This is a genomic window from Flagellimonas ulvae (assembly GCF_049333175.1).
Classification (GTDB): domain Bacteria; phylum Bacteroidota; class Bacteroidia; order Flavobacteriales; family Flavobacteriaceae; genus Flagellimonas.
On sequence record NZ_CP186325.1, the window covers coordinates 1,360,634 to 1,386,499 of the forward strand.

A 25,866-nucleotide genomic window follows, 5' to 3' on the forward strand; every position below is an offset into this window, starting at 1 on the left:
CAAAAGAAAAACATTTCATGAGTTTTATTAATTCCGTACTAAAGGTTTTTGTAGGAGATAAATCTGAAAAAGACGTAAAGGCACTTCAACCTTTGGTAAAAGAGATAAAATCCTTTGAACAGCAACTCGAATCCTTGTCTTTGGACCAACTTAGACAAAAGACGGTTGACTTCAAATCCAGGATAAAAGAAGAACGAAAAGATATAGATGACCAAATTGATATCCTAAAGGAGGAAGCCCAGAACTCCACGGATATTGACCGAAATGAGGAAATCTACACTGAAATTGACAAGCTTGAAGAAGAAGCCTACGCTATTTCAGAAAAAACCTTGAACGATATTCTACCCGAAGCTTTTGCCGTGGTGAAAGAAACTGCCAAACGCTTTGCAAATAATGAAACTCTTCAGGTAACGGCAACTGAATTTGACCGTTCTCTTTCAGGTTCCAAGGATTATGTAACCCTTCAAGGGGATAACGCCATCTGGAAAAATTCATGGGACGCCGCGGGCAAGGAGGTCACCTGGGACATGATTCACTACGATGTCCAGTTAATAGGTGGTATTTCACTTCACCAAGGAAAAATTGCCGAAATGCAAACAGGTGAGGGAAAAACCTTGGTAGCTACCCTCCCACTCTATTTAAATGCCCTTGCTGGAAAAGGCGCACATTTGGTAACAGTCAACGATTATTTGGCCAAAAGGGATAGTACATGGATGGCTCCGCTATTTGAATTCCATGGCCTTTCTGTGGATTGTATAGATAAACATCAACCCAATTCAGAAGGAAGAAGAGCTGCATACAACTCTGACATCACCTATGGAACCAACAACGAATTTGGTTTCGATTATCTACGTGATAATATGGCACACGCACCTGGTGATTTGGTACAACGACCACACCACTATGCCATTGTGGATGAGGTAGATTCTGTTTTAATTGATGATGCGCGTACTCCGTTGATTATTTCAGGGCCAGTTCCCGAAGGTGACCGTCATGAGTTCAATGAGCTAAAACCAAAAGTTTCAGATATTGTCCAGAAACAACGTCAGCACCTAACCGGCGTTCTTGCAGAAGCTAAAAGACTTATCAAAGAAGGTGATACCAAAGAAGGTGGTTTCTTATTGCTTCGTGTGTTCCGCGGATTACCTAAGAATAAGGCCCTCATCAAGTTTTTGAGTGAAGAAGGAGTAAAACAGTTACTTCAAAAGACCGAAAACTTCTATATGCAGGACAATAATCGGGAAATGCCCAAGGTCGATGCAGATTTGCTGTTCACCATAGATGAAAAGAACAATCAGATTGAGTTAACGGACAAAGGTGTCGATTACCTTTCTGGAGAAGAGAACAAAGATTTCTTTGTGATGCCCGATATTGGCGGTGAAATTGCCAAGATTGAACAGCAAAACCTGGAAATTGAAAAAGAGGCTGAACTTAAAGAAGAGCTTTTTAAGGATTTCGCTGTAAAAAGTGAACGTATCCACACCATGACCCAACTTTTAAAAGCATACGCACTTTTTGAAAAAGATGTGGAGTATGTGGTCATGGACAATAAAGTAATGATTGTGGATGAGCAGACGGGACGTATCATGGACGGTAGACGTTATTCCGATGGGCTGCATCAAGCTATTGAAGCGAAGGAGAATGTGAAGATTGAGGCTATGACCCAAACTTTCGCTACGGTAACGCTCCAGAACTATTTCCGGATGTACAAAAAACTGGCAGGTATGACGGGTACTGCCGTTACCGAAGCAGGTGAATTTTGGGAAATCTACAAATTGGATGTTATGGAAATACCAACCAATAGACCCATTGCCCGTGACGACCGAAATGATTTGATCTACAAAACCAAAAGGGAAAAATATAACGCCATTATAGAAGAGGTTACTGAGCTTTCTAAATCTGGCAGACCTGTTCTAATTGGTACTACTTCGGTTGAAATTTCCGAATTACTTTCCAAGCTGCTAAGTGTTCGGAAGGTACCGCATAACGTGCTGAATGCGAAGTTGCACAAGAAAGAGGCGGACATTGTTGCCGAAGCAGGAAAGCCTGGCGTGGTAACCATTGCCACTAACATGGCTGGTAGGGGTACTGATATCAAGTTGATTGATGAAGTAAAAGAAGCAGGTGGTTTGGCAATAGTAGGAACGGAAAGGCATGATTCCAGACGTGTAGACCGTCAGCTAAGAGGTCGTTCCGGTCGACAGGGAGATGTTGGAAGTTCCCAGTTTTATGTTTCGTTAGAAGACAATCTCATGCGCTTGTTCGGTTCGGACAGGGTTGCTAAGATGATGGACCGTATGGGCTTAGAAGAAGGTGAGGTAATCCAGCATTCCATGATGACCAAATCTATTGAGCGCGCTCAGAAAAAAGTGGAGGAAAACAACTTTGGTATCCGTAAACGATTGTTGGAGTATGATGATGTGATGAATGCTCAACGTGAAGTGGTTTACAAAAGAAGAAGACATGCGCTTCAAGGAGAACGACTGAAGGTGGACATTGCCAATATGATCTATGATACTTCAGAAGTTATTGCAGAGACCAATAAATTGGCCGAGGACTACAAAAACTTTGAATTTGAGCTGATAAAGTATTTTTCCATCACTTCTCCTGTTTCTGAAGAAGAGTTTCAAAAACTGAATTTTCAAGAAATTGCAAATCAAGTATACCAAGCTGCCTATAATTTCTATCAAGAAAAAATGCAGCGAAGTGCAGAAGTCGCCTTTCAAGTTATCAAAAGGGTATATGAAGACCCATCCAATAAATTTGAACGTATTGTAGTGCCATTCACAGATGGCATCAAAACGCTTAATGTAGTTACCAATCTGGAAAATGCCTATCAAAGTGAGGGAAAACAGCTGGTGACCGACTTTGAAAAGAACATTACTCTTGCCATAATCGATGATTCTTGGAAAACGCACTTGCGCAAAATGGATGAATTGAAACAATCCGTTCAATTGGCAGTGCACGAGCAAAAAGACCCACTTTTGATTTATAAATTTGAAGCATTTGAGCTTTTCAAAGAAATGATTGACAAGGTGAATAAAGAAGTGATTTCCTTCCTTTATAAAGGAGAATTGCCTTCGGAAAGCACCAATCAAATACAAGAAGCTAGGAACGTACGTAGACCTAAAGAAAAATTACAGACCACGAAAGAGGAAATTCCTAACAGTGATGAACTGGCAGCCCAGAATCGTGCAGCAGGCCAGACACAAGGCCGAAGACCACAAATAACAGAAACAATCATACGGGAAAAACCGAAAATTGGTCGTAATGACAGAGTAACGATTAAGAATGTTATGTCTGGCGAAAGTAAGACCGTAAAATACAAACAAGCTGAGCCTTTGATAGATAAGGGCGAATGGGTACTCATTGAAGACTAATCCATCTCGATAGAAGAGAAAAACGACGGTCAAGAATGACCGTCGTTTTTTGTTTATAAAGAAAACATAGTTAGATTTACAACATTATTACCCCATATAATTAACCTAAACTATAGCTTCGACCTCTTTATAGTACCAGGTGAATAACCAATCGCAGCATATGAAGATTCCTGTCAAGGATAAATATCGTTTACGAGATAAAATTGATTTGGTACTAAAAGTTAATTATAGTTCTTCATTGTTTGCTGTTCTATTCGGGGCAATCTGCTTTTTCTTTTTAGATATAAAGGAAATCATCCCTTTAACGTGCTTGTGTTTCGCTTGTATCAATGTACTGAACACGTTATTGTACAAACTGCATAAGAACATACTTTTAACATACAATATAACCTCGATGTTATCTATGGTCGGGGCAATTTTGATTACGCTCTGTAGTGGAGGCATACAGAGTCCTTTTATATTCGTTCTTGCCATAATCGTTTTTGCAGGATATGTTACCACTAAAATCTATGGGCACTTTTACCTTATCATAAATTTGGTTGTTCTTGCCATGCTGTTCCTGTATGATTTAGGTGATTTTCGAATTTTGGAAAACGTTATTCCCGAAAGCTCAAAAAAGTGGTTTGCCTTTATAAGTTCTGTTTTTGCTGTATACCTATTGGGTGGGGTTTTTGGAAAAAACCTATTGAAAGCTCATCATAAACTGTACAAATCACGCAAAGAAATCCTTGAACGAATAAATGAAAAGGAAACCTTGCTCAAAGAAGTGCATCACAGAGTTAAGAACAATCTACAAACCGTTTCAAGTCTACTAAGTCTGCAATCTAGATCTATTGCAGATGATAAAATCAGTGGTATTATTAAAAGTAGCCAAAACAGAGTAGTCTCAATGGCTATGGTACACGAGATGCTCTATAAACGAGACGACTATTTATCAAAAATAGAGTTAAGACCCTATGTAAAAGAGCTATGTGATTACTTAGTCCGTTCCGTCAAAGGAAATATTGACAATGTAAAAATGCATTTGGACATTGAAGATAACAAGTTGAGCATTGACACTGTTATCCCTTTAGGTTTGATTATCAATGAAACCATTACAAATGCTCTTAAATATGGTATTGCCGAAGACGAGAATGGGGAAATAACCATATCCTTGAAAAAACTACCCAACAACCGTTATGAACTTTATCTGGGCGACAATGGAAAGGGCTACTCCCATAATTTTGATCCAAAAAACTCAAAATCTTTAGGTTTAAAACTGATATATAATCTTACTAGACAATTGCGGGGAACCATCTCAAGGGATATGTCAAAAAAAGGTACCTATTACAGAATTGAATTTGAGGAAATAATCGAGGAATTCAATTCTATTGATTAAAAGCTTTTCCTATCTTTAAAGGATTAACCAATCCTGCACGAATGTTCAAAAAATCTCTATTGGGAGTGTTATGTCTTTTTAGCATTTCCATCTCTGCACAAGACTATTTTTTTAAAAAATTTCATCCCTTTGATTCCAACATCCAATCTCCAGAAGAATTCTTGGGACATGGTATAGGTGAAAGACACACCAGACATGATTTAATTGTGGCCTATATGGATTATTTGGCCAAAAACTCTGAACGAGCTTCATATTATGAGTATGGCAAAACACATGAAGGCCGAAAACTGGTCATTCTCACAATTACTTCACCTAAAAATTTAAGCAATCTAGAAACGCTCAAAGAAAAACATCTTGAGTATACAGACCCTTCAAAATCTCCTGCGGATTACAACGGATTACCAGTTTTTATCAATTTAGGCTATAATGTTCATGGCAATGAACCCTCTGGAGGCGAAGCCTCTCTTCTTACTGCCTATACTTTGGCAGCATCTAATCATCCAGAGATTTTAAACTATTTGAACAATGGGGTCATTTTTATTGACCCTACTATAAATCCTGATGGTAGAGATCGTCACACTCAATGGGCTAATATGTACCAAGGCAATCCCTTGGTTGCCGACCCTCAGGACGTAGAGCATAATGAATATTGGCCAAGAGGCCGTACCAATCACTATTGGTTTGACTTGAATCGGGATTGGCTTTTGGGCATTCACCCGGAAAGTCGGGGAAAATTACAATGGTACCATCAATGGTACCCTAATGTGGTAACAGATTTTCATGAAATGGGAACCCAAAGCACCTATTTCTTTGAACCCATGAAGGATAACGCTTCTCTGAATCCTATTATGCCCAAAGAAAACTATGAGGATTTAAACAATTTATTTGGAGATTACTTTGCCAAATCTCTGGACAGTATTGGTTCCTTCTACTTTACCAAAGAAGTTTTTGATGGCACCTATCCTGGGTATGGTTCCTCCTATCCAGACCTTCAAGGTGGTTTGGCCTTACTGTTCGAACAAGCAAGTTCTAGAGGCCATAAACAAACCACTGCTTTTGGGGAAATAACCTTCCCGTTTACAATTAGAAATCAATATGTATCCAGTATTGCTACGATAAAGGCGGCAGTGGAGAATAAAGCTACCTTGAGAAAGTACCAACAAGATTTCTTTAAAAGTGCCTTGACCAACGCTTCACGGGCCAAAATACGGGGATATACCTTCAAAGAAGAATACGACGCAAATAGGACGAAGGCTTTTGTGGACAAACTACTGCTTCATAAGATTGACGTCTACAAAAGTGGAAATAGTTTCACCGTCCCCACAAGACAACCGCAATATAGAATGGTACAAACCATGTTTGAAACCTATGAGAAGTATAGGGACAGCGTATATTATGATGCATCTGCCTGGTCAGTGGCCAATTTCTACAACATTGATTACAAGTCCACTTCCTCCCTTAATTTAGGAGAAAAAGTTACTGATTTAGATGCGCTAGCTACCCCAGGGTCAGTTCAAAAAACCGCCTATGCTTACATTGTGGATTATGATGATTACAATGCCGTAGCTGCATTAAATCACATGCAAGAAAAAGGTTTAGTTGTCTCTTCTGCGTTTAAGCCATTTACCGCAAAAACCACTACTGGTGATAAAAAGTTTAATTATGGAGCCCTTGTAGTTCCTGTAAGTCTTCAAAAAAAAGATGCCAACGAAGTATATACCATTGTCAGTGAAGCCCAAAAGAGATATCAAGTTCCAGTTTATGCTGTTAATTCTGGATATAGCCTGCAAGGAGTTGATTTAGGAAGTCGTCATATTCAACCCATAACCCGTCCAAAAGTGGCAATGATCATTGGAGATGGAGTACGTTCCTATGAAGCCGGTGAAGTTTGGCACTTGCTGGATACTCGAGTGCATATGCCAATCACTAAAATTCCTATGCGAAACCTAAATAGGGCCAATCTGAATAAATACAACACCTTAGTTATGGTATCCGGAAACTATCAATTCTCTAAAAAGATGATGGATAAAATAAAGGCATGGACCAGTAAAGGAAATACTTTAATCACTATTGGAAGTGCTTCTAAATGGGCAGTCGACAAAAAATTGGTCAAAGAAAAACTGACCAATGCCGAGAAAGACACAACAGAGGTGGTGCAGCGCAAGCCTTATGTAGATGCATCAGAAAATCTGGGCAAAGAAAGTGTTGGAGGTGCTATTTTTAAAGTAGATTTGGATATCACCCACCCTTTGGGCTTTGGGTATCGTGACACCTCTATCCCCGTATATAAAAACAACTCCATATGGTTGGCTCCGAGCAAAAATGAATATGCTACCGTAGGCAAATATGCCGCCGACCCGCACATTGATGGTTTTATCACCAAAAAGAACATGGAAGAAAATCTAAAACCTTCTGCGTCTTTGATAGTAAGTAAAGTGGGGAGCGGTAGGGCCGTGCTTTTTGCCGACAACCCAAATTTTAGGGGGTCATGGTACGGAACCAATCGTTTGTTCTTAAATGCACTTTTCTTGGGAAATAAAATCAGAATTCCAGAATAACCAAACACTATGAAAAAACTGCTCATACTTTTGATCTCCTTTGCTTTCCTTTCATCTTATGGACAGGAAGAAATGCAAGAGGGTCCTTTTTCGCAACTCATTATCCGTGGGGTCACTTTAATCAACGGAAATGGTTCTCCTCCTAGAGGACCTGTTGACATTGTGGTGGAAAAGAACAAAATTGTGGATATCAAGATTGTTGGATATCCTGGAGTGACCATAGATGAAACCAAACGTCCAAAGTTGAAAACCGGCGGTAAGGAATTGGACTGTTCAGGTATGTATCTTTTACCCGGCTTTGTGGATATGCACGGCCATATTGGAGGTGTTGCCCAAGGTGCAGATTACGATTATGTTTTCAAGTTGTGGATGGCGCATGGAATTACAACCATAAGGGAACCAAGTGGAAGGAGCATCGATTGGACCTTGGATTTGAAAAGAAAAAGCGAAAAGAACGAGATTATTGCTCCACGAATCTTTGCTTACACGGGATTCGGACAAACTACCAAAGGTTTTAATCCACTCAACGATACCCCCATAAGTACGCCGGAACAAGCCAGAAAATGGGTGAGGGCCAATGCAGAGCGAGGTGCCGATGGCATCAAATTCTTTGGCGCCCCACCAGAAATTATGGCTGCAGCCTTGGACGAAAACAAAAAACTGGGATTACGTTCTGCCTGTCATCATGCGCAAGTCGATGTTGCCAGATGGAATGTATTGAACTCTGCAAGAGCAGGACTGACCAGTATGGAACACTGGTATGGTCTTCCAGAAGCGCTTTTCGTGGATAGAACGGTTCAGGATTATCCATTGGACTACAACTATCAAAATGAACAAGACCGCTTTGAGGAAGCCGGAAAATTGTGGAAGCAAGCGGCAAAACCCTATTCCGAACACTGGAATAAGGTCATGGATGAATTAATTGACCTCGATTTTACCATTGACCCTACTTTTAACATCTATGAGGCTAGTAGGGATTTGCACCGAGCACGTAGGGCAGAATGGCATGAAGATTATGCACTACCTACCGTATGGGCTTTTTTCCAACCCAGTAAAATATCACATGGTTCTTATTGGCATGATTGGGGCACTGAACAAGAAGTGGCTTGGCGAGATAACTATAGGTTATGGATGACCTTTATCAACGAATACAAAAATCGAGGCGGAAGGGTCACAACAGGCTCCGATTCTGGCTTTATTTTCCAATTATACGGCTTTGCTTACATCCGTGAGATGGAATTATTGAGAGAAGCAGGTTTCCATCCAATGGAAGTTATCCGTTCCGCAACCTTGAATGGAGCAGAGGCATTAGGTGTGGCAGACAAGATTGGTTCTGTTGAAATTGGAAAAATGGCCGATTTTGCCATTGTAGAAGAAAACCCTCTTAAAAATTTGAAAGTACTCTATGGAACAGGAGCAATTCGGTTAACAGATGATAACGAAGTAGTACGTGTTGGTGGTGTGAAGTATACTATTAAAGACGGTGTTATCTTCGACGCAAAAGCACTTTTACAGGACGTAAAAAAGATGGTCGCTGAAGAAAAACAAAAATTAAACTACAAGATAAAACAGCCAGGAATGAAATAGAAAGCATAGGTTTGGTTTGAGGATGATATATTAAGCAAGCTTAGCTCTGTTTCTTTTTGTTCTAAAGGCCAAAGCTTTTTTAATTCTTGAATTCTTGTATCGGTATAGTCTAGCAACCTCGATTTCTTTTTTAGAATCAGTATCAATTTGAATATCCAAGGTAACTGAATACGCTACGGCCTCCACTTTAGTTTCTTTAGAAGCACTTTGTGCCATAGTCAAAGTTCCGAAGAAGATTACTGCGATTGTGGTTAAGATTGCTTTCATGACTTGGTTTTTATTACAGAGTAAAATTACTCTCAGACCAAGCCTAGCGCGGATTTATCTCGCTTAACCTCCCTTTTTTCTCGGTGTTGGAATCTTTTTAAGTTGAAGTGTATTTTATCCTCGATGAACGTTTTTAGGGTACCAAACACCCTATCGAACTCATGTGCATTTCATCGATGTTTTAGATTTTTAGTTTAAATAACAGATTCGGATTTGGGCAATTAATCTTGTAAAAATCAAGTTCTGTTTGGGAGCAAACCCCAGGATAATCACCTTCATTTCCTTGTATATCCTTAATAATCTGAAAGTGCAAATGCGGGGCATAATTGACGTTAATATCCGGAGTGCCTAAAGTGGCCAAAATCTCTCCTTTTTGAAATACCTTACCTTTCTCTAAACCTTGCAAAGATTCCACAGATAAATGTCCGTATAGGGTATAAAAAGAAAATGATTCAACATGGTGTTCCAAAATGATGGTAGGCCCATAGTTACCCATATCATTATTATTTTTAAAACTGTGCACCTTTCCTTTTATAGGGACAATAACCTCTGTTCCCGATTTATGCCAAAAATCCATTCCCAGATGAATATTTCGCTGTTCTCCTTCATCAAAGCGACCAAAAGAGTTGTAGATATCACGTCGCTCCAAATATCCTCCAAATGCTACCTTCTTTCCCTCTCTTTTTAAAATCGTATCAATATACTGTTGACATCCTTCAGGTGTGGTTATTTCATATTTGGCAACTTCCTTGTTTTCTGATGATAGGTCAAGAGGGGTATAATTCAACAAAGAGATACTCTCATCAAGGATTGAAATTGGGCCAGTATGATATTCATTCAAAAAATCCTCAAGCATTGAAAGGCGATTAGATTAACATTTTTTAACAGGGGCTGAAGTAATAGTTAGTATCTTGGAGCTACTAAGCTTAAAAACCATAATGAAGATATTAAGAATTCCTTTTTTGGCCATCGTTTTGTTGATATCGGCCAACTGTCAGCCAAAAAACACAAAAACGGTAGCCCAAGAAACTTCTTCAGAGCCTATAAAGGTAATGCTCTCCGCAGAGGATTTACAAGAATATGAGACAGCTTATTTTGCCAGTGGTTGTTTTTGGTGCGTGGAGGCCATTTTTGAAAGCGTGAAAGGTGTAAAAGAAGTCCATTCCGGATATTCAGGTGGGAAGGAAAAAAACCCTTCCTATGAGGATGTAGCATATGGAAGAACGGGGCATGCCGAAGCAGTTGAAGTCTTTTACGACCCAAAAGTCATAAGCTTCACACAGCTTGTTCAAGTTTTCTTCGGATCCCATGACCCTACCTCTTTAAATAGACAAGGCCCAGACCGCGGCGCTCAGTACCGTTCGGTTGCTTTTTATAAAAACGTTGAGGAGCAAAAAATCATTCAGGATTACGTTGCCCTCCTGGAATCTGAAAAGGTATACAATAGACCCATTGTAACACAAGTAACCCCTTTTGAAAAATTCTATAAGGCAGAGGAGTACCATCAGGATTATGAGCGTAAAAATCCAAATAACTCATACATCCGCAATGTTTCCATTCCAAGATTGAATCGATTCAAAGAAAATTTCCAGTCGTATTTAAAAGAAGAGTCTCATTAGAGACAATCACATCTAGAGAAAAATGGGCTTGAGAAGTTGAAAAAGTAACCTTTTCGGCCAGTAGATAATTGAAGAGGAAAGTAGAAGTTGTTTTGGGACGTAACTCTTTAATGGATTACTGTTTCAAAACAACTTCGCTGTATTTGGAGTTGATATTGATGGATTTTTTTCCGTCATCCTTTAGGTAATACCCTTTGTATACATTGCTATTATAGTTTTTTGATCTACCAATTTCCAATTCTTTCGGATATCGGATATCGGAAGTAGTCTCATTAACGTAAATGCTAAAGGGAACAGAGGGCATTTTAAAATCCACCTCTCCATTCTCAACCGAAATGTCAATGGTATTAAAGCTGTTACCCACAGAATTGACATATAACTCTCCCAGGCTGCTTTTTACCAAAGCTTTATCCACCAAATGTCCAATGACCACCTTGGAAGATACTGAGTTCAAAGAAAGTTCCCTTACTTCTTTTAAGTCTACACGATCAGAATAATTGGTCCGTAATTGACCATAGTTCCACTTTTGGACAACCACCGGTGAATAAGAAACTTGAATATCGGTACGGTCGCCATCAATAGTGGAAGCAAGCAAGCTTGCATAAGACAAGCTTGCTTTTAGGTTTTTTGTGTTGGCGGCCAATTTAACTTCACCATGCCTCACGTTCATCTTCAATTTGACCGATTTTGGCATTTTAATTTTAATGCTCTTTTTGACTTTGTATTTTTTGTTCTCCCCATCAGTAGATAAGTAAAATATGTTGGAGTTGCCATCATTTTGTAATCTTACAGCTCGCTTAGACCTAATTTTACTACGTTCCCTATTTCTTTCTCCACGTACTTTCTCTCTTTCTGCCAAGGCTTTGTCCCTAATGGCTCTTGCTTGTTCTCTTACGGCCATTGCTTGTTCAGTTATTTCTTCCCGCTGCTCTCTAATCTGGGCTCGCTGTTCTTTACGCTCCTTGGCCATTTTCTTTACCTCATCACTCCATTCTTGATAGCGAACCTTATATTTTTTGTCAAAATTCTTATCAAATTCTTTTTTCCACTCCTTAAGATATTCATCACCCCTTTCTCTGTATGCATCATAGTCAAAATTGATTTGGGGTATTGGTGGCATTGGAGGTAACTCTGGGATTACCAAAACTTCAGGCAAATCCGGTATTTGAAGACTCTCTATTAAAGGTTCAACAAAAGAAACATCCGGCAATACTTCTACATTGAAATTATAATCAAAATCCCAGTCCCCATCCCCAGAAACAACACTCCAGCTCCTTCCTTTGGTGGAAACCTCAATTTCCTTGCTGTTCCCAACAATCTGTATTAAATCTTTTTCAAAGTATTTTTCAGCTTCTTCTTTGGTTGCGCCCTCCAACTCAACCACTGCTGTGATTTCCACTTGGTCTTTGCTCCAAGTTTCAAATTCAATGTCAGCATGACTTGTGTCAATATCCAAAACGGCATCTGGATTGACCGTGAAGGTTTCTTTATACGTTTTCGATTGTGTATCCTGCCCATACAGCTGTAATCCCTGTACCAAGAACATGCATAGGCTAAATACTATAAGACAATTCCTGTTCATTTTTTGATGATTTTAATTGATTTAACTTAGTTTTCAGCTTTTGTAATAATTGTAGACGTAACTGCAAATTGTTTATTAGAGCGCTAATAGTGTCGTCGTTTGGGCCAAGTTCGTTAAGCTCATTGTTCAAACGATTGTATTCTCGGTCTAATTCTGCTACTCTTTCCATATACCCATCTACCAAAGCCTTATTATCGTCATTGAATTCCAATTCCGAAAGCTGTAAATTGATGTTCGCTACATAGTAATCTTCAATTTTCTTCAAATTGGGAGAAAGATCCCTAGGGATATAGGAATAACATTTTCCTTTTCAGAATTTGTATCAACCACATTCTTTTGAGGGTTCGGTTCAATTTTTCCAGGTTGTAAAAGAAAATATATTCCCAAACCAATCAATATGGCCACCGAAGCTGCCGCAGAAAACCAAAATTGATTGTTCTTTTTCCTGTGTGCCGATAAATCTTTTTCTAATCGCTCCATAAAACGGGCTTCATGACCTGATTTCATGGAATACTTCCTTTCATTCCGTTCCTTTTCGAATAATTCTTTAAGATCCTGTGCCATACGCCATGTCTTTAAGCATTTCTTTTAATTGCGCCTTACCTCTCAACAAACGAGTTCTTGACGCTGTTTCGGAAATCTTCAATATTTCCGATATTTCTCTATGATCATATCCTTCAACCAAAAATAACTGCACCACATACCTATACTTTTCTGGTAATTCTTCAATGGCTTTCTTCACATCTTCAACATTTACATCATTTTCAACGGTCCAATCTCCATCATCCTGTATATGCAGGTATCCTTCATTCAATTCCACCATTTGTTGCTTTTTTGATTTTAAGAAATCAATACTTCGATGCACAACTATTTTCTTTAACCAAGCTCCAAAAGTTACTTCACCCTTAAATTGGTCTATCCGCTGAAATGCCTTGATAAAAGATTCTTGCAGCACATCTTCCGCATCATCCTCGTTCTTTAAAAAACGCATTGCAACACAGAACATACCATCGCAATACTGTTTGTACAGTTGCATTTGAGCCTTTCTATTGTTGGCCTTACATTGTTCTACCAGCTCAATTTGAAACATGGTCAGCTTTAATGTTGGTTTTTGGTGTTGTTTAAGTTAAGGACGATAAAAAAAACAACACGTGGCAAAATGGATTTATTTTAATTGAATTTTAACACTATCCGCTCTACATAAAACTTTTTACCTTCGTAGTCTCATTACCCTACTGAATTGGACCACAAACAAAACATCCCAGTAAACACAGCCTTAAAAATTAAAGCGCTGAGAAAGGAAGCCATCGATCCCCAAAATTTGGTCAATGGGATTTTGAAGATGGATAAAGCTTCTTTAGGGAAAGCCATTACCTTATTGGAGAGCTCAAAAACCGAGCATCTTTCTATGGCTGACGAAATCATTGAAAAATGTTTACCACATGCAGCAAAGAGCGTTCGGATTGGGATAACAGGTGTTCCAGGAGTAGGAAAAAGTACGTTTATTGAGGTTTTCGGTAAAACATTGACCAATCTCGGTAAGAAAGTGGCGGTCTTAGCGGTAGATCCATCCAGTTCTTTATCTAAAGGAAGTATTTTGGGAGATAAGACGCGAATGGAGGAACTCTCCAAAGACCCAAATGCCTTTATTCGTCCTTCCCCATCAGGTGAATCCTTGGGTGGCGTTGCCCAAAAGACAAGAGAAACCATTGTTCTTTGCGAAGCAGCCGGGTATGATGTGATTCTTATAGAGACCGTAGGGGTCGGACAAAGTGAAACTGTAGTTCATAGTATGGTCGACTTTTTTCTATTGTTGAAGCTTTCAGGTGCTGGTGATGAACTTCAGGGTATAAAAAGAGGTATAATGGAAATGGCAGATGCCATTGCCATTAATAAAGCAGATGGAAAAAATAAAGAAGGTGCCAAACTGGCCCAAACCGAATTTTCAAGGGCCCTGCATTTGTATCCACCCAAAGAAAATGATTGGATACCCAAAGTTCTGGCATGTTCCGCCACAGAAAATTCCGGTATAGTTGAAATTTGGCATATAATCAATGAATTTTTGGACAAGACAAAACAAAACGGGCACTTTCAGCGCAAACGGAATCTTCAAAACAAAAATTGGTTTTTACAGTCCTTGAATCAACAATTGACGCAGATTTTGCAACAAAATGAAGCTTTTGAAAAAGCGAAAAAAAACATGTTGGTTGCCGTTGAAAAAAACACTATCTCCCCTTTTAAAGCAGCACGTGAGGTGCTCAAGGCCATCCATGACCAACTTAAATAAAAGCACTACATTTGCCACAATTACACCTAGCAGATGAACACTGTTACAGACTCCCTCCTATCCATAGTTGTCCCCCTGTACAATGAGCAGGATAATGTGGTTCTTCTCACTGAGAAAATACACGAAAGCTTAGAGGGATATGCCTATGAAATTGTTTATGTTGATGATTTTTCGACAGATGATACCCGAAAAGTGGTTAAGAAAATGAATGATGGGAAAGTCCATCTGATTGAACTTAAAAAAAACTATGGCCAAAGTCTAGCACTTGCAGCTGGAATTGACTACGCAAAAGGAGAATACCTAATTACCATGGATGGAGATTTACAAAATGATCCATCCGATATCCCATCCATGTTGAAGTACGCTATAACCGACGAATATGATGTAGTTACCGGTATTCGACAAAAAAGAAAGGATTCCTTAGTAAAAAAAATTCCATCTAAGATTGCAAACTTCCTAGTTCGTCGTGTGACCAAACTGGATATTAAGGACAATGGATGCGCACTAAAAGTATTCACCAAAGATATTGCCAAGGGATTGAACTTGTATGGGGAAATGCATCGTTTCATAACCCTATTAGCTCATTTGGAAGGTGCCCAAATCAAGCAAGTTCCGGTAAAACATCACGCGCGTCACGCCGGGGTTTCCAAATATGGATTGGAACGGGTCTTTAAGGTAGTGGCGGATATGATGCTTTTACTTTTTATCCGCAAGTACTTTCAGCGCCCTATTCACCTTTTTGGAATTTTTGGGGTCTTGCTCATAATCCTTGGGGTACTTATCAATTTTTACCTCCTTATTGTAAAATTAGGTTTAGGTGAAGACATTGGAACCAGACCTTTATTGATTTTTGGAATGATGTTCATTTTAGGGGGCATTCAGTTATTTACCATAGGGATTGTAATGGAATTGCTTATCAGAACCTATTACGAATCGCAACAAAAAAGACCATATCGGGTCAAAAAAATTAGTATAGGTGCCAGAGAAGCTGCGTAAACGATTGCTTACCCTTTTAAAGATTGTAATAAGCGGGGTACTCATCTACTTTATTTTTACCAAAATCAATTTTAAAGATGTTGTTGAAACCCTGAAAACGGGAAATCCATATTATTTGATAATTGGAACTCTACTCGTATTGGTTTCCAAAATAATCGCCGCCTTTCGACTCAATCTTTACTTTCACCAAATTGATGTTAGAATAACGCAAAAGAGCAATCTAAAACTCTACTTTTTAGGTATGTTCTATAATTTATTTCTACCAGGAGGCATTGGAGGGGATGCCTACAAGGGATATGTTATTCAAAAAAAGTTTAAATCGGGAACAAAGCGGGTTGTTTCCGTTTTGTTATTGGACCGTTTGAGTGGTATGCTGCTAATTTTTATATACATCTGTGTTCTAGCGATACTAATGAATGATGAATTGTTTCGCCCTTTCCAGATACTTTTTTATCTAGCAATTCCCATAAGTGTTTTAACTTTCTGGTGGGTCAATAACCGATTTTTTGGATATACCCTTCCCATATTTTGGAAGTCACTGGGGTATTCTGCCATAATCCAACTTTCTCAGTTGGTCTGTGTAGTTTTCATTTTAAAATCATTTAATGTTGAACTTCAACAGATGGACTATCTCTTGGTTTTTCTTATTTCATCCATTGTTTCTGTAATTCCATTAACGATTGGTGGAATTGGCAGTAGAGAAGTGACCTTTTTGTATGGAGCCACTTGGTTGGGATTAAATGAGGAGATTTCGGTTGGGGTCAGTTTTGTATTCTTTTTAATTACGGCGCTCATTTCTTTTTTTGGAGTAATATATCACTTCAAAAAACCAAAACTTGTGGTTTTACAAAATCAATCCAAATGAACCAAATGCATTTGGTTCAGCACTTTTTGTCGGCTATGGGGGTTTAAGAACTTAAGCTGAAGGCGGGTAATTCTAAACTGGTCCACTGAAATTTTCTCATGCCAATGGAAGCCTTTGTTTTCCAATAGTTCCAGCTCATCATCATTAACATAGACCCACACATCATGTTTGGTCATTAACTCATCAATGGAAACTATTTTAACTGGTTTTTTATTGTAAAAATCAAGCGACCAAGTAAACCTTTCGGAAACTTTGTAAACTTCATCTACCGGTATTCCATAATCTGCAATTTTTTCTGCCATTGTAGAGCCCCCTTGATACTTTAAAAGTTTTGGATAAAAATGAGAGTTCATAACACCGTTCAAAAGCAAGGAACTGCACACCGAAAGGGTAATTATCCGCATATAATATGCTTCACGCTTTAAACAGAAATAGGTGATTACCGCCAAAATGATGATTAAGAAAACATAGTAATAGACCTGCTCAAACTTAAAGAAATGAAAACAGACCAAAAGGGTGAAAATGAAAACCAAGCTCAATACAAAGTATTGAATGCCCAAAATAACCTTGATGGATATATTTTTTGAAAATCTATACAAACTATGCAGATAAGAAGCCGACAAAATAGAATAGAGTGGAATTAAAATATTCATATAGTGCGGCAGCTTGAATTGGGCAAAACTGATGATGAAGAACAAAATGGTAATACCTCCAACCGTTACAAATTCATATTGGGGCAAATACTTAAATCGAAGTTTTATAAATGTCTTTATCCTACTCCAGTAGGCAATCAGTGCCAAAACGGTCCATGGCAGAAAAACCCACAAGAAAGTATGGAAAAAGAAAAAGAAATCGCTGCTGTTCTTTCCATGTCCCTGACCGCTTAACCTTTCAAAACTTTGTTCCCAGAAAATGAAGAAAATACCACTTCTATCAGACTTACCGCGTATAATCTTTTCTGGGTGTAAATCAAATTGCTGGTAATATGCATAGAGCATTGGAGAAATGGTCACCCCAAAAATCAAGAGAGCTGGAATCAATTTCCAACTCAACAGGCTTTTCCATTTTCGAGTATATATCAAGTGACATAATACTGAGATTCCAATAACCAACAATGCAATCTGACCTTTGGTAGAAAAGGCCATACCTGCACCAAAAGCACCTAACACTATACCCCAAAAGCTTCCCTTCTCAATAAATTTTATCAACTGCCAGATAGAAAAGATGGTGAATCCGGTCAACACTGCATCAGTTCGTACATCAATATTGGAAAGCACAATGGTTTGTGCTGTCATAAAAATCAAAGCTGAAAACTTTCCGATGTCCTTATTGTAGAAGAGCTTTCCTAGACCGTAACAGCTATATGCCGCTAATAAGGTGGATAAAATACCTGGAATTCTATAGGCCCAGTCATGTATTCCAAAAATTTTAAAAGAAAGAGCGGCAAGCCAATAATGCATATGAGGCTTATCCAAATATTCTTGGGTTCCCTTTATGAGATTGATAAAATCATTTTCCTGCACCATTCGCATGGCCATGACGGCAAATTGAGCGGAGTCGTTCTCAAAAAGGGTGACAAACATACCGGTGATGTAGACAACAATCACAAGAGCTACTAAAAGCCAGTATCTTACCGAAGAAATCATGTCCCAAATTTTTGGAATGCAAATATAGATAACTTGGCAAATAACCAGCCGAAAAGAATACCTATAAAACTACCGGTAACAACATCCAAGGGAAAATGGACTCCTATATATATTCGGCTATAGGCAACTAAAGAGGCCCATAAAAACAGGAAGAACCCAATTTTGCTTAAGTTAGGCCTTAGCATTACCGTAAAAAACGAAGCTAAAGCCATACTATTTGCCGCATGGGCAGAAAAGTAACCAAACTTACCTCCACAGGATTTTTTCACCAATCTGGCCAACATATTTACTTCTTCATCATGACATGGACGCAAGCGAGCCACACCATATTTAAAGAAATTGGCTAATTGGTCTGTTGCTGTAATCAATAGACCCACAAAGAGAAGCACTATTAAGGTTCGCTTAAGGCCAAGATATCGATATGTAAAAAACAACAAGGCAGCATAAAGGGGAATGGAGCTCAATTTGTCCGTAATAAACAACCAAAAACCATCCCAAGTTTCGGTTCCCAGTCCGTTTAGGAAAAGGAAGAGTTCTTTATCCCATTGAACCAATGTATCAATCATACTTAGTCTTCGTATCTGGATACTTCCCTATCGTAAAATGCAGTTGCAGCTTCGATAAGACTTTCAGTTTCATTCGCCAATTCTTCTTCATCTTCTTTTGAAAACTCTTCAAACCATTCCACTTCGTCATTTTCTAGATTAATAATGAATCTTGGATATTCGGTATGGATAATAAAAACTGAAGAAGCGTAATCTGTGTTATCGGCTAAAAGAAACTTGGGTATTTCCATTGGGTTGGTCGCTATTGTTTAGAAAAGTGATATAATTATGAAGTGGTCTGTTTTGAAATCAACTTGTTTGTAAGATAATTGAATCGAATATACAACATTACTGCTGAAGCTGTTAGACCCAGCAAAAGGCCCATCCAAATCCCCGAGCTTTTGTATTCCGTGGACAATCCGAAATAATAGGAAACCGGAAAACCAATAAGCCAATACGCTATAAAAGTAATAAGCGTTGGTATTTTGACATCTTGAATTCCACGAAGTGCGCCCAAAACAACAACCTGAATGCCATCGGATATTTGAAAAAAAGCAGCGATTAGCAATAGTTTGGCGGCGATGGCAATCACTTCGGTATTGTCTGTCAAATTTATAGCGTCATCCACATCCAAATACAAAGTAGGCAACCAATGTCGTCCAATAAGAAAAAGTGCAGCAAAAACAATCTCCAAAAGAAGGGTCAACACAAAAATGGACTCCCCTATTCGCTTCAATTCTTTAAAATTCTGCAATCCTTTTTGATTGCCTACACGCACCATCGCGGCTACCCCAAGTCCCATGCCCACCATAAAGGTCATACTGCTCAAGTTCAAAGCAATTTGGTTGGCTGCCTGGGCATTCTTGCCAAGTACTCCACTTAACCAAATAGCGGCGGTAAAAATGGCGACTTCAAAAAACATCTGTAATGCAGAAGGAAACCCAAGGCCTATGATTTTATTGACAACAGCCTTTTCAATCTTCCTAAAGTTAAAATTGGTCACGTAAGGTTGTATTTGCTTCTTTCGCCGTAGCAGATAATAAATGTATCCCACCATAATAAATCGGGAAGCCAAAGTTCCGATTGCGGCCCCTACAATACCTAATTTTGGAAAACCAAAGGACCCAAAAATCAACAAATAATTGATTGTGATATTAACCACATTCGCCAAAATAGTAGCATACATAGGGTACTTGGTCTGGGACATCCCTTCGGAAAATTGCTTAAAGGCTTGGAACATGATCAAGGGAACCAAGGAAAATGCCACCAATTCGAGATAGGGAATAGCCAATTCCACCACTTCCTCAGGTTGTTTCATACCATGCAAAAGGGGTTTGCAAAGCAGAATAATTCCGAATAAGGAAACACCCAATAAGGTACAAAGCACAAGTCCATGTTTTAAGGCGCTTTTGCCACCAGCACTATTCTTGGCTCCATCAGCCTCTGCAACCAAAGGTGTTATGGCCGTGGAAAAACCTATTCCAAGGGACATTGCTATAAATACAAAACTATTACCCAATGAAACGGCGGCCAATTCAGCGGTACCCAACTGCCCTACCATGATATTATCCGCAAATGCAACAAAAGTGTGCCCCAACATACCCAAAATTACCGGGTAGGCCAGTTGCAAATTGTATCTGAATTCTCTGGTATATTGGTTGAACAAGATGAAAAATTAGCGGGCCTCAAATATAGTTGGATTCTGATGCAAAAATGCGTCCGATTTCAACATTTTATGCACAAGAATGTGTGAGAAAAGTTTATAGGCGCTTTGCTTGTTCCCAGAACACATCCATCTCGGCAAGTGTCATATCTTTTAATGCCTTTCCGGATTCCTTTGCCTTTTCTTCAAGATTTTGAAAGCGCTTGATGAATTTCTTATTAGTGCGTTCCAAGGCATTCTCTGGGTTAACGTTTAAGAACCGTGCATAATTAATCATTGAAAAAAGAACATCGCCAAATTCCGCCTCCAATTGGTCCTCGTTTTGATGTTTTACTTCTTCCTGAAGCTCAGATAATTCCTCTTTGACCTTTTCAAAAACTTGTGCTGGTTCTTCCCAGTCAAATCCCACTCCAGCTACTTTTTCCTGAATTCGATTGGCTTTTACCAGTGCAGGCAAACTATTGGGCACACCTTCCAGAACACTTTTTTTACCCTCTTTAAGTTTAATGTTCTCCCAATTCTGCTTAACCTCATCCTCATTTTCAACTTTTATATCACCATAAATATGTGGGTGTCTATTTATCAATTTTTCACTTATACCATGAGCTACATCGGCAATATCAAAATCGTTGGTTTCCGAACCGATTTTTGCATAGAAAACAATATGCAACAACAAGTCTCCGAGTTCTTTTTTGACCTCATCCAAATCGTTATCCAAAATGGCATCACCAAGCTCATAGGTTTCTTCAATAGTGAGGTGTCTAAGGGACTGTATCGTTTGTTTCTTATCCCATGGACATTGGGCCCGCAACTCATCCATAATGGTCAACAACCTATCAAATGCGGCCAATTGTTCTTTTCGCGAATGCATAAAAGTGATATTTTGAATAAAAGTACAAAGAGAAAATACCAGTAAATACTATATTTAGGGGTTATTTTGTTATACTATCAACCACTTTTCAACACAACCCAATAATATGCAACGCTTTCTTGTTTACATTCTTATTTTTTCAATTTCTTTGTGGTTTCCTAATTCTGAGCTTATGGCCCAAGAAAAAACAATTGACCAAAAGGTAGAATCCCTATTGAAACAAATGACCTTGGAAGAAAAAGCAGGTCAAATGAATCAATATAATGGTTTTTGGGATGTCACCGGACCAGCGCCCCAAGGTGGGAACGCAGCCATTAAATACGAGCATTTGAAAAAAGGCTGGGTAGGTTCTATGTTAAATGTAACTGGTACAGAAGAAACCAAAAGATTGCAGAAATTGGTTGTTGAAGAATCAAGACTAGGCATTCCGCTCCTTTTTGGATTTGATGTAATTCACGGATATAAAACTTTGGCGCCAATTCCTTTAGCTGAAGCGGCAAGTTGGGATATGGAAGCTATTGAAAAATCAGCAAGAATTGCCGCAGAGGAAGCTTCCGCAGTTGGACTACATTGGACCTTTGCTCCCATGGTTGATATTTCCCGAGATCCTAGATGGGGGCGAGTTATGGAAGGGGGCGGGGAAGATACCTACCTTGGCGCACAAATTGCCAAAGCCCGTGTGACCGGTTTTCAAGGTGATGACCTTTCTCAACCCAATACCATCGCTGCATGCGCAAAACACTTCGCTGCCTATGGATTTGCTGAGGCTGGAAAAGAATACAATACGGTTGATATAGGTACCTCTACCCTATTCAATACCGTTTTACCCACATTTAAGGCCGCGGTCGATGCTGATGTCAAAACCGTGATGAATGGATTCAATATTCTTAACGGTGTTCCAGTTACCGGAGATACTTTTCTCCAAAGGGATGTTCTTAAGGGAAAATGGGGATTTGAAGGTTTTGTAATTTCAGATTGGGCTTCCATAGCTGAAATGGTACCACACGGTTTCGCTAAAGATTTAAAGCATACTGCTGAATTAGGTGTTAAAGCCGGTTCGGATATGGATATGGAGTCTTCATCATATGTGAACCATTTGGTTGAAAATGTAAATGAAGGAAAAGTGGATGAGGCTTTGGTTGATGATGCTGTGCGAAGAATTTTGAAAGTAAAGTTTGAATTAGGCCTTTTTGATGACCCCTACAAATACTGTGATTCTGAGCGTGAAAAAGAAGAACTCTATCATGAGGACCACAAAGCAGGAGTTTTGGAAATGGCCATCAAGTCCATTGTTCTGCTCAAAAATGAGAATAACTTGTTGCCTTTGGCAAAAGATCAATCTAACATTGCGGTAATTGGGGAATTGGCCGATGACAAAAACAGTCCTCTAGGCAGTTGGCGAATAGGGTCTGATAATAATACGGCTGTATCCTTTTTGGAAGGACTAAAAAGTTACACGGATAAGGTTTCGTATGCTCCAGGGCCTAAGGTATTCAACAAGGATGCCAACTTTTTAAATGAAGTTGAGGTTAACGAAACCGACACTTCTGGGATGGAAGAGGCTGTGGCCTTGGCCAAAGAATCAGATGTTGTTCTTATGGTGCTGGGTGAACATGGATTTCAAAGTGGTGAAGCAAGAAGTAGAACAAATTTGGATTTACCTGGACTTCAATTAGATTTATTAAAAGCAGTCTACGAAGTAAATCAAAATGTAGTTCTCATATTAATGAATGGTCGCCCGCTTACTATTGAATGGGAAGCCACAAACATTCCAACCATTTTAGAAACGTGGCAATTGGGGACGGAAACCGGAAATGCTATTGCCAAAGTACTCTTCGGAGATTACAATCCTAGTGGAAAACTGCCTATGACCTTCCCAAGAAGTGTCGGACAGATTCCAATCTATTATAATCATTTCAGCACAGGAAGGCCAAATCCAGAACCTAATGTGTTTTGGTCGCACTACAGCGATGAACAAAACTCGCCGTTATATCCGTTTGGTCATGGATTAAGCTATACTCAATTTGAGTACAGTCATTTAGAGGTTGATGCTTCAAATCAAAGTGCCATCAAGGTCAGTGCTACCATAAAAAATGCAGGAAGTGTAGTTGGCGAGGAAGTAGTACAACTTTATGTTCGAGATAAAGTGGCCACTGTGACCCGTCCTGTAAAAGAACTAAAAGGCTTCCAAAAAATCAGTATACAACCTGGAGAATCTGAAAAAGTGGAATTTGTTTTAACTGATGCTGAACTTGGATTCTACAATCACAATTACGATTTTGTGGTGGAACCCGGTGAGTTTGAAGTTATGATAGGAACAAACTCGCAAGAAGGACTTAGTCAGACTTTTGAAAAACAATAGTATTTTGAAGCAAATCCTATACAATTTTCCTTTTCTGGTAGTTCTGTTTCTCTGTAGTGGAACTTCTTATGGACAAAGTTCATTACCCTTTTACGGTGAGGTAAAGGAAATACAAGAACGAATGGACACCATTTGGGACAGATCTAAACCCTCTATTCTATTTACAGGAAGTTCAAGTGTTCGGTTATGGAAAGATTTGCAGGAACGTTTTCCGGAGAATCAGGTTTTAAATACAGGTTTTGGAGGTTCCCAAACTTCTGACCTTGCCAATTTTTTAAACGAGCTTATTCTGGATTACAATCCAAGTAAAGTCTTTATTTACGAAGGAGACAATGACATTTTCGCAAAAAAAAGACCTAAAAAAATTATTGGAACATTTATAGTTGTTTTAGATACACTTCAACAACAAAAACCAAACTTAGAAATCGTATTAATTTCTGCAAAACCAAGCATATCCCGTTGGAAGTTTAGATCTAGATATAGACGACTCAACCGAAAACTAAAAGCCTTGGCCTCTGAAAGAAGTAGGATTTCCTATGCTGATGTGTGGTCCGTTATGTTGGATAGAAGGAAATTGAAAAAAGACTTGTTCATTGAAGATGGTCTGCATATGAATTCCAAGGGATACGACCTTTGGGAGGAAGCCCTAAAGGATTTTGTTACCTTAGGGGAATGAAACTTTTCTTCAATTCAATATTTGTTTTTGTTCTTCTGGTTCTCTGTTCTGCCTGTGAAAAACCGAAAAAGAAGATTCAATTTCCAAAGACTGACCTTACCAAATCAGCATTGATTCCTGTACCCTTAAATATACAGGCATCCTATTATGCTTTTGGGCTCGGAAAAAATACAGTTATCTATACCGACGACCGGAATACATTGTACTCAAAAATAGGTCAATTTCTATCTGAAAAAATTCGGTTTAGAACCACGCTTTCCCTTCCATTGAATGCATCAGCTGAATCGGTGGACAATGATTCCCCGGAAAACTCTATTTACATTGTTGAATCAAAGGATACTTCTTTATCTGCTTCAGAATCCTATGAGTTGGAGATTAAGCAGGATTCCATCTTGATTCAAGCTCAAACTCCAGCAGCAGCATTCAGGGGTATTCAAACCTTATTACAGCTTATCCCAGAAAAAAGCAATGATACCCTAACAAATTCACCTTTATGGGTAATCCCAGCTGGAAAAATTACAGATAGACCGACCTTTAGTTATCGTGGGACCATGTTGGATGTGGCTCGTCATTTCTTTACAGTTGAAGAAGTAAAAAAGTACATTGACCTTATTGCCTATTATAAATTGAATGTACTGCACCTACACCTGACCGATGACCAAGGTTGGCGTATTGAAGTAAAATCTTGGCCTAAACTCACTGAAATTGGAGGAAAAACAGAAGTTGGAGGGGGAGCCGGAGGGTTTTATACCCAATCTGACTATCAAGAAATTGTGGATTATGCCGCGGAGCGTTTTATTACCATCATTCCTGAAATTGATATGCCAGGACACACCAATGCGGCTAGTTTAAGCTATCCATTTTTGAACGGAACAGGAAAGCCATTAAAGTCCTATACTGGTACTCGTGTAGGTTTTAGCTCATTCGATACAAGAAAAGATACGGTCTATTCTTTTTTGGATGATGTGATTCGAGAAATAGCAGCCATTACTCCAGGCCCCTACATACATATAGGAGGTGATGAAAGTTTTGTTACCAAGAAAAAGGATTATAAATACTTTGTGGAAAAGGTTGAAGCCATTGTACAAAAACACGGCAAAAATATGATTGGTTGGGACGAAATTGCAGAAGCCAAAATTAGTTCCCAATCCATAGCACAACATTGGAGAACCACAGAGAATGCTTTAATGGCGGCCGAAAATGGAAATAAGGTGATTCTTTCCCCTGCAAAAAAAGCCTACTTGGATATGAAATACGATTCTTTGTCCAAATATGGATTGGATTGGGCGGGTCATATCACTATTGATTCTGCCTACATTTGGAATCCATCAACCTTTGTTGAAGGTCTTCCTTTGGAAAACATTCTAGGTATTGAAGCACCCTTATGGTCAGAGACAATCAGCAATTCATCAGAAATGGAGTATTTGGCCTTCCCAAGAGTTATTGGATATGCAGAATTGGGTTGGTCCACACCAGAAAATCGTAATTGGGAAGACTATAAAATCAGACTTGCAAAACAACGTAGTTTCCTAGAAAAAAATGATGTGAATTTTTATCGCAGTCCGCTTGTTGAGTGGTAACGAA

At 39.0% G+C, this 25,866-nt stretch carries 22 protein-coding genes; 11 read left to right on the top strand and 11 right to left on the bottom strand.

What is annotated here, in order from left to right; genetic code table 11:
• Positions 1-17 precede the first annotated feature (17 nt).
• The 4 genes from secA (at position 18) to ACOKFD_RS06250 (ending at position 8,903) form a co-directional block, all read left to right on the top strand.
• The gene (gene secA, locus ACOKFD_RS06235) at positions 18-3,380 is read left to right on the top strand and encodes a preprotein translocase subunit SecA (protein ID WP_422860447.1); all 3,363 of its coding nucleotides are present in this window, start codon (positions 18-20) and stop codon (positions 3,378-3,380) included.
• 160 nt (positions 3,381-3,540) lie between these two features.
• On the top strand, positions 3,541-4,758 hold the full coding sequence (locus ACOKFD_RS06240; RefSeq protein WP_422860448.1) for a sensor histidine kinase: 1,218 nt from the start codon (positions 3,541-3,543) through the stop codon (positions 4,756-4,758).
• A 41-nt stretch (positions 4,759-4,799) separates the two neighbouring features.
• Positions 4,800-7,316, top strand: coding sequence for a M14 metallopeptidase family protein (locus ACOKFD_RS06245; RefSeq protein WP_422860449.1), 2,517 nt, complete (start codon positions 4,800-4,802; stop codon positions 7,314-7,316).
• 9 nt (positions 7,317-7,325) lie between these two features.
• Entirely contained in the window at positions 7,326-8,903 is a 1,578-nt protein-coding gene (locus ACOKFD_RS06250) for an amidohydrolase family protein (protein WP_422860450.1), read from the top strand.
• A 30-nt stretch (positions 8,904-8,933) separates the two neighbouring features.
• Here the strand turns inward: ACOKFD_RS06250 and ACOKFD_RS06255 are convergent, their stop codons facing one another.
• Together ACOKFD_RS06255 and ACOKFD_RS06260 are read right to left on the bottom strand one after the other, a co-directional pair.
• Positions 8,934-9,170, bottom strand: a complete 237-nt coding sequence (locus tag ACOKFD_RS06255; RefSeq protein WP_422860451.1) for a hypothetical protein — start codon at positions 9,168-9,170, stop codon at positions 8,934-8,936.
• Positions 9,171-9,351: 181 nt separating this feature from the next.
• Positions 9,352-10,026: a peptidoglycan DD-metalloendopeptidase family protein gene (locus ACOKFD_RS06260; protein WP_422860452.1), complete on the bottom strand. Its 675-nt coding sequence runs from the start codon at positions 10,024-10,026 to the stop codon at positions 9,352-9,354.
• Positions 10,027-10,108: 82 nt separating this feature from the next.
• On the opposite strand from ACOKFD_RS06260, the gene msrA reads away from it, so the two are divergent.
• Positions 10,109-10,789, top strand: coding sequence for a peptide-methionine (S)-S-oxide reductase MsrA (gene msrA, locus ACOKFD_RS06265; protein ID WP_422860453.1), 681 nt, complete (start codon positions 10,109-10,111; stop codon positions 10,787-10,789).
• A gap of 115 nt (positions 10,790-10,904) precedes the next feature.
• On the opposite strand, the gene ACOKFD_RS06270 is transcribed toward msrA, so the two are convergent.
• The 4 genes from ACOKFD_RS06270 to ACOKFD_RS06285 are packed head-to-tail and all read right to left on the bottom strand — an operon-like array spanning position 10,905 to position 13,461.
• A complete protein-coding gene (locus ACOKFD_RS06270) occupies positions 10,905-12,371 on the bottom strand; it encodes a hypothetical protein (protein WP_422860454.1) in 1,467 nt (488 codons plus the stop codon).
• A complete protein-coding gene (locus tag ACOKFD_RS06275; protein WP_422860455.1) occupies positions 12,343-12,636 on the bottom strand; it encodes a hypothetical protein in 294 nt (97 codons plus the stop codon). Before ACOKFD_RS06275 ends, ACOKFD_RS06270 begins: the two co-directional genes overlap by 29 nt.
• Positions 12,633-12,935 carry a hypothetical protein gene (locus ACOKFD_RS06280; RefSeq protein WP_422860456.1) on the bottom strand — a complete coding sequence of 101 codons (303 nt, stop codon included), beginning with the start codon at positions 12,933-12,935 and terminating at the stop codon, positions 12,633-12,635. Before ACOKFD_RS06280 ends, ACOKFD_RS06275 begins: the two co-directional genes overlap by 4 nt.
• On the bottom strand, positions 12,919-13,461 hold the full coding sequence (locus tag ACOKFD_RS06285) for an RNA polymerase sigma factor (RefSeq protein ID WP_298999483.1): 543 nt from the start codon (positions 13,459-13,461) through the stop codon (positions 12,919-12,921). Before ACOKFD_RS06285 ends, ACOKFD_RS06280 begins: the two co-directional genes overlap by 17 nt.
• Before the next feature lie 150 nt (positions 13,462-13,611).
• Here ACOKFD_RS06285 and meaB point away from each other — a divergent pair, with 150 nt between their 5' ends.
• From meaB to ACOKFD_RS06300, 3 genes are read left to right on the top strand one after another with little or no spacing between them, the layout of a single operon-like run.
• Positions 13,612-14,658 carry a methylmalonyl Co-A mutase-associated GTPase MeaB gene (gene meaB, locus ACOKFD_RS06290; RefSeq protein ID WP_422860457.1) on the top strand — a complete coding sequence of 349 codons (1,047 nt, stop codon included), beginning with the start codon at positions 13,612-13,614 and terminating at the stop codon, positions 14,656-14,658.
• A gap of 33 nt (positions 14,659-14,691) precedes the next feature.
• Entirely contained in the window at positions 14,692-15,654 is a 963-nt protein-coding gene (locus ACOKFD_RS06295; protein WP_422860458.1) for a glycosyltransferase family 2 protein, read from the top strand.
• Positions 15,635-16,519, top strand: coding sequence for a lysylphosphatidylglycerol synthase transmembrane domain-containing protein (locus ACOKFD_RS06300; RefSeq protein ID WP_422860459.1), 885 nt, complete (start codon positions 15,635-15,637; stop codon positions 16,517-16,519). The genes ACOKFD_RS06295 and ACOKFD_RS06300 overlap by 20 nt, the downstream gene beginning before the upstream one ends.
• Here the strand turns inward: ACOKFD_RS06300 and ACOKFD_RS06305 are convergent.
• The 5 genes from ACOKFD_RS06305 to mazG all read right to left on the bottom strand — a co-directional run bounded on the left by ACOKFD_RS06305 (position 16,507) and on the right by mazG (position 21,244).
• Positions 16,507-18,165 carry an ArnT family glycosyltransferase gene (locus ACOKFD_RS06305; RefSeq protein WP_422860461.1) on the bottom strand — a complete coding sequence of 553 codons (1,659 nt, stop codon included), beginning with the start codon at positions 18,163-18,165 and terminating at the stop codon, positions 16,507-16,509. The genes ACOKFD_RS06300 and ACOKFD_RS06305 overlap by 13 nt on opposite strands.
• Complete coding sequence (locus tag ACOKFD_RS06310) at positions 18,162-18,731, bottom strand: phosphatase PAP2 family protein (protein WP_298999496.1); 570 nt, start codon at positions 18,729-18,731, stop codon at positions 18,162-18,164. Before ACOKFD_RS06310 ends, ACOKFD_RS06305 begins: the two co-directional genes overlap by 4 nt.
• A 2-nt stretch (positions 18,732-18,733) precedes the next feature.
• Complete coding sequence (locus ACOKFD_RS06315) at positions 18,734-18,961, bottom strand: hypothetical protein (RefSeq protein ID WP_422860462.1); 228 nt, start codon at positions 18,959-18,961, stop codon at positions 18,734-18,736.
• 35 nt (positions 18,962-18,996) lie between these two features.
• On the bottom strand, positions 18,997-20,376 hold the full coding sequence (locus ACOKFD_RS06320; RefSeq protein ID WP_422860463.1) for an MATE family efflux transporter: 1,380 nt from the start codon (positions 20,374-20,376) through the stop codon (positions 18,997-18,999).
• A 94-nt stretch (positions 20,377-20,470) separates the two neighbouring features.
• Positions 20,471-21,244 carry a nucleoside triphosphate pyrophosphohydrolase gene (gene mazG, locus ACOKFD_RS06325; RefSeq protein WP_422860464.1) on the bottom strand — a complete coding sequence of 258 codons (774 nt, stop codon included), beginning with the start codon at positions 21,242-21,244 and terminating at the stop codon, positions 20,471-20,473.
• Between the two features lie 172 nt (positions 21,245-21,416).
• On the opposite strand from mazG, the gene bglX reads away from it, so the two are divergent.
• Genes bglX through ACOKFD_RS06340 form a run of 3 tightly spaced genes read left to right on the top strand, consistent with a single transcriptional unit; the run spans position 21,417 to position 25,862 of the window.
• Complete coding sequence (bglX, locus tag ACOKFD_RS06330) at positions 21,417-23,606, top strand: beta-glucosidase BglX (protein WP_422860465.1); 2,190 nt, start codon at positions 21,417-21,419, stop codon at positions 23,604-23,606.
• Between the two features lie 4 nt (positions 23,607-23,610).
• Complete coding sequence (locus ACOKFD_RS06335; RefSeq protein WP_422860466.1) at positions 23,611-24,282, top strand: GDSL-type esterase/lipase family protein; 672 nt, start codon at positions 23,611-23,613, stop codon at positions 24,280-24,282.
• A complete protein-coding gene (locus ACOKFD_RS06340) occupies positions 24,279-25,862 on the top strand; it encodes a family 20 glycosylhydrolase (RefSeq protein ID WP_422860467.1) in 1,584 nt (527 codons plus the stop codon). Before ACOKFD_RS06335 ends, ACOKFD_RS06340 begins: the two co-directional genes overlap by 4 nt.
• Positions 25,863-25,866 lie beyond the last annotated feature (4 nt).

Coding starts and splice junctions, on each gene's coding strand:
- secA (WP_422860447.1), top strand. CDS start 18: ATGAGTTTTATTAATTCCGTACTAAAGGTTTTTGTAGGAGATAAATCT.
- ACOKFD_RS06240 (WP_422860448.1), top strand. CDS start 3,541: ATGAAGATTCCTGTCAAGGATAAATATCGTTTACGAGATAAAATTGAT.
- ACOKFD_RS06245 (WP_422860449.1), top strand. CDS start 4,800: ATGTTCAAAAAATCTCTATTGGGAGTGTTATGTCTTTTTAGCATTTCC.
- ACOKFD_RS06250 (WP_422860450.1), top strand. CDS start 7,326: ATGAAAAAACTGCTCATACTTTTGATCTCCTTTGCTTTCCTTTCATCT.
- ACOKFD_RS06255 (WP_422860451.1), bottom strand. CDS start 9,170: ATGAAAGCAATCTTAACCACAATCGCAGTAATCTTCTTCGGAACTTTG.
- ACOKFD_RS06260 (WP_422860452.1), bottom strand. CDS start 10,026: ATGCTTGAGGATTTTTTGAATGAATATCATACTGGCCCAATTTCAATC.
- msrA (WP_422860453.1), top strand. CDS start 10,109: ATGAAGATATTAAGAATTCCTTTTTTGGCCATCGTTTTGTTGATATCG.
- ACOKFD_RS06270 (WP_422860454.1), bottom strand. CDS start 12,371: ATGAACAGGAATTGTCTTATAGTATTTAGCCTATGCATGTTCTTGGTA.
- ACOKFD_RS06280 (WP_422860456.1), bottom strand. CDS start 12,935: ATGGCACAGGATCTTAAAGAATTATTCGAAAAGGAACGGAATGAAAGG.
- ACOKFD_RS06285 (WP_298999483.1), bottom strand. CDS start 13,461: ATGTTTCAAATTGAGCTGGTAGAACAATGTAAGGCCAACAATAGAAAG.
- ACOKFD_RS06295 (WP_422860458.1), top strand. CDS start 14,692: ATGAACACTGTTACAGACTCCCTCCTATCCATAGTTGTCCCCCTGTAC.
- ACOKFD_RS06305 (WP_422860461.1), bottom strand. CDS start 18,165: ATGATTTCTTCGGTAAGATACTGGCTTTTAGTAGCTCTTGTGATTGTT.
- ACOKFD_RS06310 (WP_298999496.1), bottom strand. CDS start 18,731: ATGATTGATACATTGGTTCAATGGGATAAAGAACTCTTCCTTTTCCTA.
- ACOKFD_RS06315 (WP_422860462.1), bottom strand. CDS start 18,961: ATGGAAATACCCAAGTTTCTTTTAGCCGATAACACAGATTACGCTTCT.
- mazG (WP_422860464.1), bottom strand. CDS start 21,244: ATGCATTCGCGAAAAGAACAATTGGCCGCATTTGATAGGTTGTTGACC.
- bglX (WP_422860465.1), top strand. CDS start 21,417: ATGGCCCAAGAAAAAACAATTGACCAAAAGGTAGAATCCCTATTGAAA.
- ACOKFD_RS06340 (WP_422860467.1), top strand. CDS start 24,279: ATGAAACTTTTCTTCAATTCAATATTTGTTTTTGTTCTTCTGGTTCTC.